We start from the raw sequence: 13,787 nt of genomic DNA, 5'->3' as shown, positions 1-13,787 counted from the left end.
TCCCACAGGAGATCTCCTGCGCACACAAGATTTGTGCCCAACAGGAATCAAATGTGGGAGCGGGCTTGCCCGCGAAGGGGCCCGACCTGACACCACAAAACCCTCAACCCCGCACCAAACTCCTCACCGCCGAAATCTGCGGCACTTCCCGCCGATTCATATACACCCGCAACGGTTCGGTGATGTTGATCCGGTCGTCGATGTTCTGGTCCAGCAGCAACTGGATCAGTTCGCGCTTGAGCGTCATGGTCTGCTCGGGGCCAGGAGCCCAGACGAATTCACTGGTGGGGATGATGCCGTCATCAGCCACGTCCATGCCGAACGAGTCTTCGCTAAAACGAACGATGTACTGGCCGGTCTTGCGATTGAGGCCGACGAAGCCTTTGAGTTGGTCGGCGGCCTGGCAAATGAGCTGGGAAGTGATGCGCATGGTAAACCTCACAAAAGGTCGAAGGACCGGTGATCGATGGTTTACACGCAGGGCAAGCGAACGGGTTTCCCTCTGCCGGGGAAATTGCCGGGGCCAAGAATACTGCAAAGAACCGCACAAATGCGCTGAAAAAACTCCTTTAAACACGTTTATGTCGGTCTGGCGATAGCGCAAGCGGCGCTCAGTTGTTAAAAGATACGTCTTTGAAAACCCATCGCAAAAGGACTTCGAGCATGCCTGTTAACTTCACCAAGAGCGCCTTGCTGCTGAGCCTGATGCTCGGCCTCGGCCAGGCACAGGCCACCAACGAACCAGGCCCCACCGCACTGGCGACCCGTCTGGGCATTCCGCACCCGGCGGTGATCGCCCACCGCGGCGCGTCTTTCGATGCACCGGAATCCACCGCTGCGGCCTACAAACTGGCCCGTGATCTGGGTGCCGATTACCTGGAATTGGACCTGCAACGCAGCAAGGATGGTGTGCTGTTCGCCCTGCACGACAACAACCTGCAACGCACCACGGATGTCGCCACCAAGTTCCCTGAGCGCAAGGACAGCCTGGCCAACGAATTCACTATCGCCGAACTCAAAACCCTGGATGCCGGCAGCTGGTTCAACCGCGCTTACCCGGATCGCGCGCGTCCGGGCTACGCGGGTCTGAAGATCCTGACCCTGGACGAAATCATTGACATCGCCCAAGGCAACCCGTTGCACAAGCCGGGCCTGTACATCGAAACCAAAGAGCCGAAGCAGTTTCCCGGCATCGAGCGCGACCTCAAGGAGAAACTCCAGGACCGCGGCTGGCTGAGCCCGGCCGGTTCAAAACTGGCGAAGAGCAATCTGGCGGTCGGTCAGGGCAAAGGTAAAGTGGTGTTGCAAACCTTCGAGAAGAGCAGCCTCGAACTGCTTGAGAAGGAAATGCCGCAAGTGCCGAAAATCCTGCTGCTGTGGGTGGGCGAAGGCAGCATCGAGCCGAAATCCAAAGTGACGTTCGCCGAATCCGGTGACAAGGATAAAGCGACCTACTACGCCAGGCAGGAACCGAAAGACAAAGCCGAATTCCAGCAATGGGTCGAGTACGCCAAGGCCCAGGGCGCCATCGGTACCGGCCCTTCGGCCGCACTGACCAAGGGTGGCGATCAGAGCTATTCCGACCTGGTACAACCGTGGATGAACCAGTACACCCACGATCAGGGCCTGCTGGTGCATGTCTACACTATCGACGATGCGGTGGATTATCAGAAAGTGGCGGATGCGGGGGTCGATGGCATCTTCACCAACCGCGCCAGCGAACTGCTGAAGTTCTATAAGCGTCCGGCGGCGGCGAGTGTTGCGCAGTTGTTGCAGAACAACGGTTACTGAGTGACGCAAAATACCGAGTGGACAGGCCACCTGTGGTTAGGGCGTGATTATGGTCTGATCCACGGAAAGCTGGGGCGCACTGCGCCCCATGCCCATTACGCCCATCAACTGATCCTGGCCCCTGATCGACCGGTCACCGTCAATCTCGACGGCGTGAACCAAACGGCCCATCGCCTATTCATCCCCTCTCAAATCTGCCACTCCATTGTCGAGGCGCCGGATGTGGTGTTCACGGTCTATGCAGAACCACTCATGTTCGACAACCAGGTGCTGAACAACGTCGTCTTCAAGGCCGCATTGTCCCTTGAAAGCCTCGACCACGCCGTTCGCCATTGTCCACGCCGATCCCTTGGCGATCCTCGGATCGAGCGCGCCTTGTCCACCCTCGACGGGTTGCTGACGACCAAGGTGCCGGCAAGCGCATTGGCTGCCGAGGCACACCTGTCCTTAAGTCAATTGCAACGGCTGTTCGCCAGCCACCTCGGCCTGCCTGTGCGCAGGCTGGTGCTATGGCGGCGACTGCGGCTGTCGATGGTGCTGATCCTGGCCGGCAGCGCCGTGACTGACGCCGCGCACGAGGCCGGGTTTGCCGATTCTGCGCACTTCTCCCGGAGTCTGAAAAAGCTCTTCGGCGTGACCGCTCGCCAAGCGTTGCAACACATCGATCTTCGTCTACTGGCTTGATTCAGCGCCGCAACGGCTCAGGTACCGAGGGTTCTTTGCTCAACGACACCGGCCCGAACGGGTCCAGCAGTTGCGCTACATAGTCCCGAGGGAAGTCTGGTCGGCTGCCGATGCCCAGGTCGCCCTGACGGATTTCATAATCCGCCGTGTAGAACCCGGTCCCCAGAAGCCAGTCCCACAGGTTGAAGAACAAGGCGAAATTCACGTCGCCGGCCCGTCCATATTTCATGTGATGAAAGCGATGCACCGGCGCCCAGGCGAATATCCAGCGCAAGTACCCCAGCTGCATATCGACATTGGAATGTTGCAGCAGCAACTGGATGGCGATGGCAAATGCCAGCAGTGCCGCCACGTCCAGCGGGATGCCCAGCAGCAACAACGGCAACAGCCCCGCAGAGGCTTCCAGCAGTTGATGCAACGGATGTTTCATCAAGCCATTGAAGCCGTATAGCCGTTGAACGCTGTGATGCACCGCATGCAGACGCCACAACCACTGCACGCGGTGGCTGGCGTAGTGCATCAAGCTGAGACCGGCGTCGGCGATGAAAATCGCCAGCGCCAGTTGCAACCACAGCGGCCACCCCCTTGGCCATGCCCCGTCGAACGACAGCAGCGCCACCAGGCCCGGTAACGCCAGCAAACCGAGAGCATTCAACGCCTCGTTGACCAACCCGTGAACGATGTCACGAGCGCGATCACCGACCGAGCGATTCCAGCAAACCTCATAGGGTAAAGCCCATTCGGCCAGAAACGACAGGGCCAGGGCTGCGAGAAACAGCGGCAACAGCCACCCCTCTCTTAACCCGGCAACTCCCGTTAGCCAAAGGCTGGCCCCAATAAATCCGCCCCAGAACGCTGGGGCATAGATCCGCGCAAAGATGTATTTCATCACCACCTCCATTGATCGAGGTCGCAGCATGAAAGATTGTCGGGATGACGGAATTGAACAAACGGCGCAATCGAAGCCCGAAACGTTTTTTAAGGGTGAATTAAGTTGCGCGAGCTAACCTGATCCCACTTAAACAGTTCACCCAAGGAAAGAACTTCATGAAAACTTTAACTGCCCTGTTCACCGCTGCTGCCCTGACCCTCACCGCTGGCCTGGCCCAGGCTGACGTTCGTGTCGACCAGATCCCCGAGTTGGTCAAGAGTGGCAAGATCAAACCCCTGGAAGAACTGAACCAGGCTGCCTTGAAGTTGCACCCGGGTGCCACGATTACCGACACCGACCTGGATAACCACTTCAACGGTTACGAATACGAAGTTGAACTGCGCTTGGCTGACGGCACTGAGTGGGACGTGGACTTCGATGCCACTACCGGCAAGGTTCTGAGCAACAAACAAGACAAGTGATTTATCTGCAAAAAGCCGCACGATCCTCGGGTCGTGCGGCTTTTTTGCGTTCGGCGTCAGGCCGTTGACTGAGGCGACGAACGAAGCCGCGACAATTCGCGCAAGCCCGCTAGAATCCCTCAAAACCATTTGGCATGTTGAAGCAGAGAACCAAGGATATGGGGCAAACAGCGGCAGCAGACATCGCCACAATCGGCCGGATCAGCGCGGTGCCGGCGATTCTCCGGGTGATCAGTGAGTTGACCGGTTTGCGGTTCGCCGCGGTGGCCCGTGTTACCGAAGACTCCTGGACTGCCTGCGCGGTGCTTGATCGACTGGATTTAGGTTTGAAGGTGGGCGACAAACTGGACCTGGTGTCCACCCTGTGTAACGAAGTGCGCCAGTGCCACCGCTCGGTGATCATCGACAAAGCCAGTGAGGATCCGCTCTACCGCGATCACCACACACCCAGCACCTATCAATTCGAAAGCTACATTGCCGTGCCGATTTTGCGCACTGACGGACGCTTTTTCGGCACCATTTGTGCCCTTGATCCCAATCCGGCGCCGCTCAAGTCCAGCACGATCCAGAGCACCATGGAATCGTTCGCCCGGATGCTCGCGCTACAGATCGAGGCCGAAGAAAACCTGCAACGAACCGAAACGGCGCTGATCAAGGAACGCCAAACCGCCGAAATGCGTGAACAATTCATCGCCGTGCTCGGCCATGACCTGCGCAACCCCTTGTTTTCCATCAGCGCCGGCGCCGAAATGCTCCTGCGCAAAGTCTCCGACCCGGCGAATGAGCAACGGGCCCGGCACATCCTCACCAGCGCTCGACGGGCGACCAAACTGGTGGACGATGTGCTGGACTTCGCGCGGGGTTCACTGGGCCGAGGCATCCCGGTGAACATTGAGCCGTGCCCGGACTTGGCGGACGCATTGCGGCATGTGATTTCCGAGATCCAGAGCATTCACCCAAAACGCATCATTCAGTCGTCGATTGGCGACCTGAGCAACATCCATTGCGATCGCGAACGGGTCGCGCAATTGCTATCCAATCTGGTGGCGAATGCCGTTGTCCACGGAACTCCCGATGACCCGGTCGAGGTCAGTGCGCAGGTCGAAGATGGACACTTTGTGTTGAGCGTGAAGAACCAGGGGCTGATTGCCGAAGATGCGCTGCCGCATCTGTTCCTGCCCTACTCGAAACCAGCCGGCGGCACACCGCAGGTCGGCCTCGGGTTGGGGTTGTACATTGCCAGTCAGATTGCGCAGTCCCATGGCGGGAAACTGGAGGTGCAATCGACCGAGCAACAGGGCACGACGTTCACCTTCAGCTTGCCCTCACGGGCTTAAGCGGTGGTGCTGACCACCGAACCCGACGTACTGCCACCCTCATCCTGCAATGCCTGCAACAACGCCGCTGTCACCGTCTGCAACGAAGCCGAAGTGGCCGCAACTTGCGATTGAGCCGCCGCAACGTTCGCAGCTTTGGCTTCGGCGCTTTCCTGCTTGGCCTGGGCCGCTTGCAGTTGTTGCTGTTGTTCCTGCAATTGCTTTTGCAGCTCGGCGATCTGCTTGCGCAGTTGTTTCACCGTATCGGATTCGCTGCTGGTGGAACTGCTGTCGCTCGATGCGGGTGCACCGCCAGCGGCAACCTTGGTGGTATCGCTGGACGCCTCAGCCGTCGCTGCGACAGAGGTGTCTTCGGTGCTGTCGTTGATCGCGACTTTGCTTGAAGAGGTCGACAGGGTCTGGTTGATCGAAACGGAACTGATGCTGACCATGAGATTTATCCAATGTGGCGTTTGGGTAAATCCGTGATCGACGGGCGCGGCACGAACTTGAGAGTGACTGTGTACCGACTCGGTAACCGAACCAATACACAGCCCATTTCACTAGGCGCTCAACCGCGCCGTCACTTCATTCAACTGCCCCGACAAGCCATGCAGATTGTGGCTGGCCGCTTCGGTGCGCTGCACGTTGTCCAGGTTGGTACTGGCGATGCTGGTGATTTCGGTGAGGTTGCGCGAAATGTCTTCGGCCACTGACGTCTGTTCTTCGGCGGCGGTGGCGATCTGGCGGTTCATGTCGCGAATGGCTTCCACGGCATGGGTGATGCGCTCGAGCATGGCGCCGGCCTGGGTCACTTGCTCGACGCTTTCTTCGCTGCGCGACTGACCGCTTTCGATAGCCTGGGCCGCGTCCACTGCGCCGGTTTGCACGGTTTGAATGATTTGGTTGATCTCGATGATCGACGCTGCCGTACGCTGGGCCAGGCTGCGCACTTCATCGGCGACCACCGCAAAACCACGCCCGGCTTCACCGGCACGGGCCGCTTCGATTGCGGCGTTGAGTGCAAGCAGGTTGGTCTGTTCGGCGATGCCGCGAATCACTTCCAGCACTTTACCGATGCGCCCGCTGTCGGCTTCCAGACGACGGATGACCGTGGCGGTGTTGGCGATTTCGCCGCGCATTTGGGTGATGGTGTGAATGGTGCCCTGCATGACTTTTTCGCCCTGCTGGGCGGACTGGTCGGCGTCATCGGCCGCACGTGCCGCGTCGGCTGCGTGACGCGCGACTTCTTGCGCGGTGGCGGACATTTCGTTCATCGCCGTGGCCACCTGATCGGTGCGGTTGAATTGCTCGTTGGTACCGCTGGCCATGAGGCCGGCAATCGAGTTCAACTCGCCGCTGGCGCTGTCCAGATCCGTCGCGCTGCGCTGCAAACGGCTGAAGGTTTCGGCGAGGAAATCGCGCAAGGTGTTGGCGGCCTTGGCCAGGTTGCCCAACTCGTCCTGACGGGTGCTGGCCACGCGCTCGGCGAAGCGCCCTTGGCTGAGCTGCGCCACGTAGTCGATCAGTTTACGGATCGGTTCCACCAGGTTGCGGTTGACCAGCCACAGACTCAACAGGCCAATCAGCAGACCCGACACCAGCATCACGATGATCCCCAACCACACCGTCTGATCGGCGCTGGCGCTGATCAGCTTCGATTGCTCGGTACCCTGCTTGCGCAACTCGCTGACCAACTCGCTCATCTGTTCACTGGCTGCACGGTCCACGCCTTTGACCGCGTTGTCGCCAGCCGTCGGATCAGCGCCGGCAGCGACGTAGGCATCACGGCCTTTCTGATAGGCCGTACCTAATACACGATGCTCTTCACGCAAGCGTTCGATGCGGGTCTTGAGTTGCGGCTCGATGCCTTTCTGCCCGGCCAGTTCACCGAGGATGCCCTGCACGTCGCGCTGGCGGTCCTCGAACTGCTTCCAGTATTTGTCCAGGTTCGCAGGTTCCTTGCCACGCAGCAGAACGTTCTTCCACTCCTGAACCTGCACCTTGAATTGCAGGTTGGCTTCATCGATCAATTGCGATGTGTGCAACGGACCTTCGATCAGGTTCGCGTAGTTCTGAACGCCATTGGACAGGAAGTGAAAGCAAGCCAAAGCGATCAGCAACATCGCCAACAGGCTGCCGCTCAACAGCGCGAGGATTTGCGCTCTCAGGGATTTTTGCAAAAACATCGAGTGATATCTCATGACAGGGATAAGGCACGCCCAAGGGGCATGCAAGATGTCTGGACATCCCTGTCAGCGACGCTGGTTCACCACCAGAATCGGAAGATCGACATCAGCCTCATCGGCGCGCCAGGGCCTTTCTTGAGCGCTCTCCGACGACCGGTAGAAGGTAGATTTGCGGCGCTGTCCAACCGTCACAAAACCTTCAAGTTGCGTTGCGATGATGAGGCTCAAGTGAACCTGTGAAACCCGCGACAGGCGCTTCCTCGCAGCGAGACCTCATGAACCACAGCATTGACCAGCGCCATCGCGATTCCGACCTGTTCGGCCTGCTTTACGGTTTCAGTTTTCGCCCTGGTGAGCGCGGCCGGGAGATCGACTCGGCCAAGGCGCTGCACTGCCTGCAACAACCGGACGACAGTGATGAATTCCTCTGGCTGCACCTGAACCTGGCCCATGCCGCGTGCGAGCGCTGGATGAAAAGTCATCTGGCATTGCCCGATGAATTTTTCGAAGCACTGCACGAAGGTTCTCGCTCGACGCGCATCGAGCATGTCGATTCGGCGTTGCTGGCGGTGGTCAACGACGTGGTGTTCAACCTCAGCAGCATGGTCTCCTCGGATGTCTCGACGCTGTGGGTCTGTGCTCGCAGTCGGCTGATCGTCAGCGCACGCCTGCAACCGCTGCACTCGGTGGACAAGCTGCGTTCTTCGGTGAAGGCCGGTGAATGCTTTCGCTCACCGCTGGAACTGCTGGTGCATTTGCTGCGCGATCAGGGCGAAGTGCTGACGCAGATCGTGCGCAAAACCAGCCTCAGTGTCGATCAGATCGAAGATGAGTTGTTGTCTTCGCGCCTGTCGACCAACCGCGCTGAACTGGGCGCCAACCGCCGGGTGCTGGTGCGCCTGCAACGCTTGCTGGCGCTGGAGCCAGGGTCGTTGCTGCGCCTGCTCAATCGCCCGCCGCAATGGTTGCAGAAGGAGGACGTCAAGGAGCTGCGCAAGTCCACCGAGGAGTTTGCGCTGATCATCAACGACCTCACGGCCCTCGGTGAACGGATCAAGCTGTTGCAGGAAGAAATCGCCGCCAACCTCAACGAACAGAGCAACCGCACGCTATTCACCCTGACCGTGGTCACGGTGCTGGCGCTGCCGATCAACATCATTGCCGGCTTCTTCGGCATGAACGTCGGCGGCGTGCCGCTTTCCGGTGATCCGGAGGGGTTCTGGATTCTGGTGGCGCTGGTCGCGACGTTTACCCTGATTGCCGGGCGCTGGGCGTTTCGCAAGCGGCAGGATTATTAAGATCAAAAGATCGCAGCCTTCGGCAGCTCCTACGCCGATTGGGTACATCCGTGATTATGGTTGTACTCAATCAATGTAGGAGCTGCCGAAGGCTGCGATCTTTGCTTTTAAACCTCGCAAGCCCTGCGCACCAACAGCCGCTCACGCACCACGTCGTAACCCCAGTGATAGACGTAGGTGTACGGCAGGAAAAACAGCAGCACGCCGATGTCCAGCAGGAATGCCTGCCACAGGCTGACCTTCAGCCACCAGGCAATCAACGGCACGCCGAACGCGACCAGGCCGCCTTCGAACAACAGCGCATGCACCACACGCACCCAAGCGTTACGCACAATCGCAAAGCGCTTGAGCAACCGGTCGAACAGGCCGTTGAAGACCACGTTCCAGGCCAGCGCAAGGGCTGCAATGGCCATGGTGACCGCTCCCATTTCCAGCATGGGTTTGTCCATGATCCAGGCCAGCAGCGGGGTACAGATCAATATCGCCAGCAGTTCGAAACCGATGGCCTGGAAAATTCGTTCAGTGATGGATTTGTTGGCGTTCATGGCCAGACTCCCTGAGTGACTGTGGTTGCCATGATCCGTGATCACACCGATACTTCATAACCAATAACCATCGATCAAGGCGATAGTTCATGGCTTCCCACGAAGTGCTGCTGGCGTTTGTCCAGGCGGCGACTCAAGGTTCGTTTTCCGCCGCGGCGCGCAAGCTCGGTCGCAGCCAGTCAACCATCAGCGCCGCCGTGGCCAGCCTGGAAATCGACCTGAACCTTGCCCTCTTCGACCGCAGCAGCCGCAAGCCGAGCCTCACCCCGGCCGGGCACGTCATGTTGCAGCGGGCCGAGGAGATTCTGGCCGCCACCAGCCGCCTGGAAATGACCGCCAGCCAGCTGTCCCAAGGCGTCGAGCCGAAGCTGACCGTGGCGATTTCCGACACTTACCAGTCCGACCGTTTTGAAGCGGCGCTCAGTGCTTTCGAGCAGCGTTATCCGGACCTGGAATTGGAATGCCTGATCGCCGAATGCGATGACCTGGTGGCACTGGTGCAACGCGGTCGAGCGCATGTCGCCTTCGCCGAGATGCAGGACAGCTACCCACCAGACCTGGTCAGTTCAACGGTGGACGAGCGCACGGAAATCGCCCTGTTCGTGTCCCACGCTCACCCGTTGGCGAAGCTGAACGCAATCGATCAAGACGTGCTGCAACAGCACCGCGAGCTGCGTCTGGCGACAATCGTCAATCCGTACGAAAGCCGGGCGAAGGGGCGCGTCTGGTCGGCACCGAGTTACCTGATGCTGCTGGAAATGGCCCAAGGCGGGTTCGGCTGGGCACCGTTGCCCCGCTGGTTGGTGGGGCGGTTCGGGGCCGGGTCATTGATGGAACTGAATGTGCGCGGCTGGCCGAAAGCGGTGTACGTCGATGCGCTGTGGTCACGGCTGCACCCGCCGGGGCCGGCGGGGAGTTGGTTATTGAGCAAGATGCTGGAGTGAAGGTCCTGCGGCCCTTATCGCGGGCAAGCCTCGCTCCCACAGGGTTCTGCGTCGGACACAGATTTTGTGCACATCATCAATCCACTGTGGGAGCGGGCTTGCCCGCGATGGGGCCAACTGCCGCGCTGCACATCTATGATCACTCCAACGCCCTGAGCCGCCCCTCGATAAACCGCCGTTCCGGCACCTGCTGCGTCAATTCCAGCGCCCGCTCATACGCCGCTCGCGCCTCTTCCACCCTCCCCAACTGCCGGTAAAACTCTGCCCGCGCCGAGTGCGCCAGGTGGTAATCCAGCAATTCGCCCCGCGCTAGAATTCCTTCGATCAACATCAACCCGGCCAGCGGGCCATCGCGCTTGGCCAGCGCCGCCGCGCGGTTGAGTTCGATCACCGGCGACGGCACGGCACGCAGCAGCACGTCATACAAACCGACAATCTGCGGCCAGTCCGTCTCCGCGGCCGTCGGTGCTTCAGCATGCACCGCCGCAATTGCCGCTTGCAGGCAATAAGGCCCGAAACGCCGCGTCGTCAGCGCCCGTTCCACCAATGCACAGCCTTCGGCAATCAGCTCGGCGTCCCACAACGAGCGATCCTGTTCATCCAGCACAATCAGTTCACCGCTTGATGAGGTTCTGGCCGGGCGCCGGGACTCATGCAACAGCATCAGCGCCAGCAGCCCCATCACCTCCGGTTCGGGTAGCAATTCCATCAACAACCGACCGAGACGAATCGCTTCGCGCGTCAGGTCTTCGCGGGTCAATTCGTTACCGATAGACGCCGAGTAGCCTTCGTTGAACACCAGGTAAATCACCCGCAGCACGCTGTCGAGACGTTCGGGCAGTTCCGTCAGGGTGGGCACCTGATAAGGGATTTTCGCGTCACGAATCTTCGCCTTGGCCCGCACGATGCGTTGGGCGATGGTGGCCGGCGCCGAGAGAAACGCCCGGGCGATTTCTTCGGTGGTCAGGTCGCAGACTTCGCGCAGGGTCAACGGCACTTGAGCATCCGCCGCCAGTGCCGGGTGACAACAGGTGAAGATCAGCCGCAGGCGATCGTCTTCCACATCTTCATCACTCCAGTCAGCCTGCTCCAGCTCTTCCAGTTGAGCGATCAACATCGGCCGGGACGCGTTAAAACGCGCGCGCCGGCGCAACACATCGATGGCCTTGAAACGCCCGGTGGACACTAGCCAGGTGCGCGGATTGTCCGGCACACCGTCACGCTGCCAGCGTTCGACCGCGACGAAGAACGCCTCGTGCAGCGCTTCTTCGGCGAGGTCGAAATCGCCGAGCAGACGGATCAGGGTCGCCAGAATCCGCCGCGAATCTTCGCGGTAGACCTGCTCGACTCGCGCCCGTACCGACTCGCCGGGCATCAGTGCGGCATGCCTTCGACGGGCTTTCGTTGCACGGGTTGCGGACTCATGAAAGAACTCCTGTTGTGACGGTTATTCAGGGATTGAGCTGGCGAACGGGCCGCACCTCGACACAGCCGACCCGGGCCGCCGGGATGTTGCCGGCGACCTGGAGGGCTTCATTGAGGTCCTTGGCATCGATCAGGTAGAAACCGGCCAACTGCTCCTTGGTTTCAGCGAACGGGCCATCGGTGATCGACATCTTGCCGTTGCGCATACGCACGGTGGTCGCGGTCTGTACCGACTCCAGCGCTTCGGCGGCGATCATCCGCCCGCTGCCCTGGATCGATTCGGCGTAGGCCATGCACTCGGCGTCCTGGGGGCTTTCGGGCCGCGAGTGCAATTCCTGCTCATTGCTATAGACCAGGCATAAATACTTCATGGGGGCTCTCCATTTCTTGGGGACTGTGCCCTGATCGAACGGATCAACTATGGCTGCGGATTGGCATTTTGGCGCCCTTTCCCGACGATCAGCCCGACGATCAGGGTTCCAGGTTGAACAGCACCGCGCCGCTTGTCATGTCGAACGGCGCCGACCAGTGTTCGTGGACGATCTGCCATAGCCCCGCTTCCTGGCGGTAGCACGCGGTGACGCGCATCCAGCAGGCCTGGGTTTCACCCTTTTCATTGGTGCCGCCGCAATGCGCCAGCCAGTGAGCGAAAGCGATCTCCTGCGACGACACGATGTCGATCTCGTGGAACTCGAAAATGTGCGGGCCAGGGCACATCTCCATGCATTCCTGCCAATGCGCACGGTAAGCCGCCTTGCCCTTGAATTGCAGGGCCTTGACCGCGTCGAAGGAAACGATGTCGTCGGCGTACAGGGCCATGACCTTTTCCACGTCCTTGGCCATGACTGCCTGGCGGTAGTTCTCGATCAGGTTATGAATTTGTGTCTGAGCATTCATGATGGTTCTCCGTGTTTTTTTTGTTGAAGACACCCTTAGTCGTCTGACGAACAGCCAAATCGACAACCGAAATAAAAATAATCCACGGGAGCAAATTCGCTAGAATCCGAGGCTCATTTCCGTTGGAAAAAGGACACTCCAGTGACAGCCCGACTCGTGCCTTACGAAAGCCTGAACGCCCTGCAGCGCCAACAGGTCGAGGCCATCGAAATCCACGCCGAACAAATCAAATTCTCCGGCGACATTCATGGTGCGTTGCACACTTTGCTGTCCAAGCCGGGGCCAGGCGTCAAAGGTTTTGCCCTGCTGGTGGAGGATGTTCCGGTGGCCTTCCTGCTGCTCAAGCGCCCGCCGGTGTTGCCGGCCTGGGCCGATGAACACAGCGCCACCCTGCACGCCCTGCAAGTCGATCGCCGCGCCCAGGGCAAAGGCTATGGCAAAGCCTGCCTGCAAGCCCTGCCCGAGGTTGCGCGCCAGGCCTGGCCGCAAATCAAAGGGCTGGAGTTGTCGGTGGATGCAGACAATGAGTCGGCCATCGCGCTGTATGCCAAATATGGCTTTGTCGACAGCGGCGAAGCGTACAAAGGCCGGATCGGTTATGAACGGCGGATGGGGCTGGTTTTCTGATTCGTAGAGGGATGAACGATGTTGAATTCAATCGAAGCGCTGGAAGCGATCTACGGCCTGCCCCATGACCGCGCGGTGCGCAAGCAGATCCCGTTTCTGAACGAGGACTATCAGGCGATGGTCCGCGCCTCGCCACTGGTGATAATCAGCTCGGTCGGCCCCGACGGCATGGACGGCTCGCCGCGTGGCGATACGCCGGGGTTCGTGCGGATCGTCGATGAACGCACGCTGGCGATTCCGGATCGACCGGGCAACAACCGCATCGACACGCTGCGCAATGTCGTGGTCGATTCGCGAGTATCGCTGCTGTTCATCATCCCGGGGATCGGCGAGACACTGCGGGTCAACGGCACGGCGCAGATCAGCGCCGAGCCCGAGTTGCTGGAGAGTTTTGCAGTCAATGGCAAACCGGCGCGCACGGTGATGCTGGTGACGGTGCAAGCGGCGTTTTTTCACTGCTCGAAAGCGATTGTGCGTTCGGATCTGTGGAACCCGCACAAACACCTCGAACGCTCTGCCCTGCCGACCGCCGGGGCGTTTCACAAGCGCCTGAACGATGGACAGTTCGATGCCGAGACGTATGACCGGGAAGCACCGGCGAGAGTGCGAGATAGCCTCTACTGATCACCTGACACCACCATTCAATGTGGGAGCGGGGGGGGGGGGGGGGGGGGGGGGGGGGGGGGGGGGGGGGGGGGGGGGGGGGGGGGGGGGGGGG

General features: G+C 60.0%; 17 protein-coding genes. 8 read left to right on the top strand and 9 right to left on the bottom strand.

The features are described 5' to 3' along the window. Window positions 1–103: 103 nt before the first annotated feature. Complete coding sequence (locus tag AC1RQB_RS22980) at window positions 104–430, bottom strand: DUF2025 family protein (RefSeq protein WP_063342812.1); 327 nt, start codon at window positions 428–430, stop codon at window positions 104–106. A gap of 233 nt (window positions 431–663) precedes the next feature. Here AC1RQB_RS22980 and AC1RQB_RS22975 point away from each other — a divergent pair, with 233 nt between their 5' ends. Together AC1RQB_RS22975 and AC1RQB_RS22970 are read left to right on the top strand one after the other, a co-directional pair. Beyond that, on the top strand, window positions 664–1,791 hold the full coding sequence (locus AC1RQB_RS22975) for a glycerophosphodiester phosphodiesterase (protein ID WP_063342811.1): 1,128 nt from the start codon (window positions 664–666) through the stop codon (window positions 1,789–1,791). Continuing rightward, a complete protein-coding gene (locus tag AC1RQB_RS22970) occupies window positions 1,792–2,475 on the top strand; it encodes a helix-turn-helix transcriptional regulator (protein ID WP_008071895.1) in 684 nt (227 codons plus the stop codon). A 1-nt stretch (window position 2,476) separates the two neighbouring features. Here the strand turns inward: AC1RQB_RS22970 and AC1RQB_RS22965 are convergent, their stop codons facing one another. Further along, the gene (locus tag AC1RQB_RS22965) at window positions 2,477–3,364 is read right to left on the bottom strand and encodes a sterol desaturase family protein (RefSeq protein WP_063342810.1); all 888 of its coding nucleotides are present in this window, start codon (window positions 3,362–3,364) and stop codon (window positions 2,477–2,479) included. 158 nt (window positions 3,365–3,522) lie between these two features. On the opposite strand from AC1RQB_RS22965, the gene AC1RQB_RS22960 reads away from it, so the two are divergent. Both AC1RQB_RS22960 and AC1RQB_RS22955 read left to right on the top strand, forming a co-directional pair. Next, the gene (locus tag AC1RQB_RS22960) at window positions 3,523–3,828 is read left to right on the top strand and encodes a PepSY domain-containing protein (protein ID WP_008071898.1); all 306 of its coding nucleotides are present in this window, start codon (window positions 3,523–3,525) and stop codon (window positions 3,826–3,828) included. 158 nt (window positions 3,829–3,986) lie between these two features. After that, entirely contained in the window at window positions 3,987–5,165 is a 1,179-nt protein-coding gene (locus AC1RQB_RS22955; protein ID WP_063342809.1) for a GAF domain-containing sensor histidine kinase, read from the top strand. Here AC1RQB_RS22955 and AC1RQB_RS22950 read toward each other — a convergent pair. The 3 genes from AC1RQB_RS22950 to AC1RQB_RS22940 form a co-directional block, all read right to left on the bottom strand. Then, a complete protein-coding gene (locus AC1RQB_RS22950) occupies window positions 5,162–5,596 on the bottom strand; it encodes a hypothetical protein (protein ID WP_063342808.1) in 435 nt (144 codons plus the stop codon). The two genes, AC1RQB_RS22955 and AC1RQB_RS22950, sit on opposite strands and share 4 nt — an antisense overlap. A gap of 111 nt (window positions 5,597–5,707) precedes the next feature. Beyond that, window positions 5,708–7,333 carry a methyl-accepting chemotaxis protein gene (locus tag AC1RQB_RS22945; RefSeq protein WP_063342807.1) on the bottom strand — a complete coding sequence of 542 codons (1,626 nt, stop codon included), beginning with the start codon at window positions 7,331–7,333 and terminating at the stop codon, window positions 5,708–5,710. A 66-nt stretch (window positions 7,334–7,399) separates the two neighbouring features. After that, entirely contained in the window at window positions 7,400–7,561 is a 162-nt protein-coding gene (locus tag AC1RQB_RS22940) for a hypothetical protein (RefSeq protein WP_157893829.1), read from the bottom strand. A gap of 47 nt (window positions 7,562–7,608) precedes the next feature. On the opposite strand from AC1RQB_RS22940, the gene AC1RQB_RS22935 reads away from it, so the two are divergent. After that, window positions 7,609–8,631 (top strand): transporter, encoded by a 1,023-nt coding sequence (locus AC1RQB_RS22935; protein WP_008071907.1) that lies wholly within the window; start codon window positions 7,609–7,611, stop codon window positions 8,629–8,631. 107 nt (window positions 8,632–8,738) lie between these two features. Here AC1RQB_RS22935 and AC1RQB_RS22930 read toward each other — a convergent pair whose 3' ends face one another. Further along, window positions 8,739–9,176, bottom strand: a complete 438-nt coding sequence (locus AC1RQB_RS22930; RefSeq protein ID WP_063342805.1) for a multidrug/biocide efflux PACE transporter — start codon at window positions 9,174–9,176, stop codon at window positions 8,739–8,741. Between the two features lie 89 nt (window positions 9,177–9,265). On the opposite strand from AC1RQB_RS22930, the gene AC1RQB_RS22925 reads away from it, so the two are divergent. Then, on the top strand, window positions 9,266–10,120 hold the full coding sequence (locus AC1RQB_RS22925; protein ID WP_008071910.1) for a LysR family transcriptional regulator: 855 nt from the start codon (window positions 9,266–9,268) through the stop codon (window positions 10,118–10,120). Window positions 10,121–10,259: 139 nt separating this feature from the next. Here the strand turns inward: AC1RQB_RS22925 and AC1RQB_RS22920 are convergent, their stop codons facing one another. The 3 genes from AC1RQB_RS22920 to AC1RQB_RS22910 form a co-directional block, all read right to left on the bottom strand. After that, complete coding sequence (locus tag AC1RQB_RS22920; protein ID WP_063342804.1) at window positions 10,260–11,495, bottom strand: RNA polymerase sigma factor; 1,236 nt, start codon at window positions 11,493–11,495, stop codon at window positions 10,260–10,262. A 76-nt stretch (window positions 11,496–11,571) separates the two neighbouring features. Continuing rightward, the gene (locus AC1RQB_RS22915; protein ID WP_063342803.1) at window positions 11,572–11,916 is read right to left on the bottom strand and encodes a YciI family protein; all 345 of its coding nucleotides are present in this window, start codon (window positions 11,914–11,916) and stop codon (window positions 11,572–11,574) included. Between the two features lie 100 nt (window positions 11,917–12,016). Further along, window positions 12,017–12,442, bottom strand: coding sequence for a YybH family protein (locus AC1RQB_RS22910; protein WP_063342802.1), 426 nt, complete (start codon window positions 12,440–12,442; stop codon window positions 12,017–12,019). 141 nt (window positions 12,443–12,583) lie between these two features. Here AC1RQB_RS22910 and AC1RQB_RS22905 point away from each other — a divergent pair, with 141 nt between their 5' ends. Beyond that, window positions 12,584–13,069 carry a GNAT family N-acetyltransferase gene (locus AC1RQB_RS22905; RefSeq protein ID WP_008071919.1) on the top strand — a complete coding sequence of 162 codons (486 nt, stop codon included), beginning with the start codon at window positions 12,584–12,586 and terminating at the stop codon, window positions 13,067–13,069. Between the two features lie 18 nt (window positions 13,070–13,087). Further along, entirely contained in the window at window positions 13,088–13,693 is a 606-nt protein-coding gene (locus tag AC1RQB_RS22900; RefSeq protein WP_063342801.1) for a pyridoxamine 5'-phosphate oxidase family protein, read from the top strand. The last annotated feature ends 94 nt before the right edge of the window (window positions 13,694–13,787 follow it).

The organism is Pseudomonas sp. GW822-FHT02E03, assembly GCF_058802325.1.
The sequence above is the reverse complement of the archived record's forward strand: the minus strand, read 5'-3'. Positions and strand labels throughout refer to the sequence as shown.

Coding starts and splice junctions, on each gene's coding strand:
- AC1RQB_RS22920 (WP_063342804.1), bottom strand. CDS start 11,495: ATGCCCGGCGAGTCGGTACGGGCGCGAGTCGAGCAGGTCTACCGCGAA.
- AC1RQB_RS22965 (WP_063342810.1), bottom strand. CDS start 3,364: ATGAAATACATCTTTGCGCGGATCTATGCCCCAGCGTTCTGGGGCGGA.
- AC1RQB_RS22915 (WP_063342803.1), bottom strand. CDS start 11,916: ATGAAGTATTTATGCCTGGTCTATAGCAATGAGCAGGAATTGCACTCG.
- AC1RQB_RS22900 (WP_063342801.1), top strand. CDS start 13,088: ATGTTGAATTCAATCGAAGCGCTGGAAGCGATCTACGGCCTGCCCCAT.
- AC1RQB_RS22955 (WP_063342809.1), top strand. CDS start 3,987: ATGGGGCAAACAGCGGCAGCAGACATCGCCACAATCGGCCGGATCAGC.
- AC1RQB_RS22910 (WP_063342802.1), bottom strand. CDS start 12,442: ATGAATGCTCAGACACAAATTCATAACCTGATCGAGAACTACCGCCAG.
- AC1RQB_RS22930 (WP_063342805.1), bottom strand. CDS start 9,176: ATGAACGCCAACAAATCCATCACTGAACGAATTTTCCAGGCCATCGGT.
- AC1RQB_RS22975 (WP_063342811.1), top strand. CDS start 664: ATGCCTGTTAACTTCACCAAGAGCGCCTTGCTGCTGAGCCTGATGCTC.
- AC1RQB_RS22925 (WP_008071910.1), top strand. CDS start 9,266: ATGGCTTCCCACGAAGTGCTGCTGGCGTTTGTCCAGGCGGCGACTCAA.
- AC1RQB_RS22960 (WP_008071898.1), top strand. CDS start 3,523: ATGAAAACTTTAACTGCCCTGTTCACCGCTGCTGCCCTGACCCTCACC.
- AC1RQB_RS22935 (WP_008071907.1), top strand. CDS start 7,609: ATGAACCACAGCATTGACCAGCGCCATCGCGATTCCGACCTGTTCGGC.
- AC1RQB_RS22945 (WP_063342807.1), bottom strand. CDS start 7,333: ATGTTTTTGCAAAAATCCCTGAGAGCGCAAATCCTCGCGCTGTTGAGC.
- AC1RQB_RS22950 (WP_063342808.1), bottom strand. CDS start 5,596: ATGGTCAGCATCAGTTCCGTTTCGATCAACCAGACCCTGTCGACCTCT.
- AC1RQB_RS22980 (WP_063342812.1), bottom strand. CDS start 430: ATGCGCATCACTTCCCAGCTCATTTGCCAGGCCGCCGACCAACTCAAA.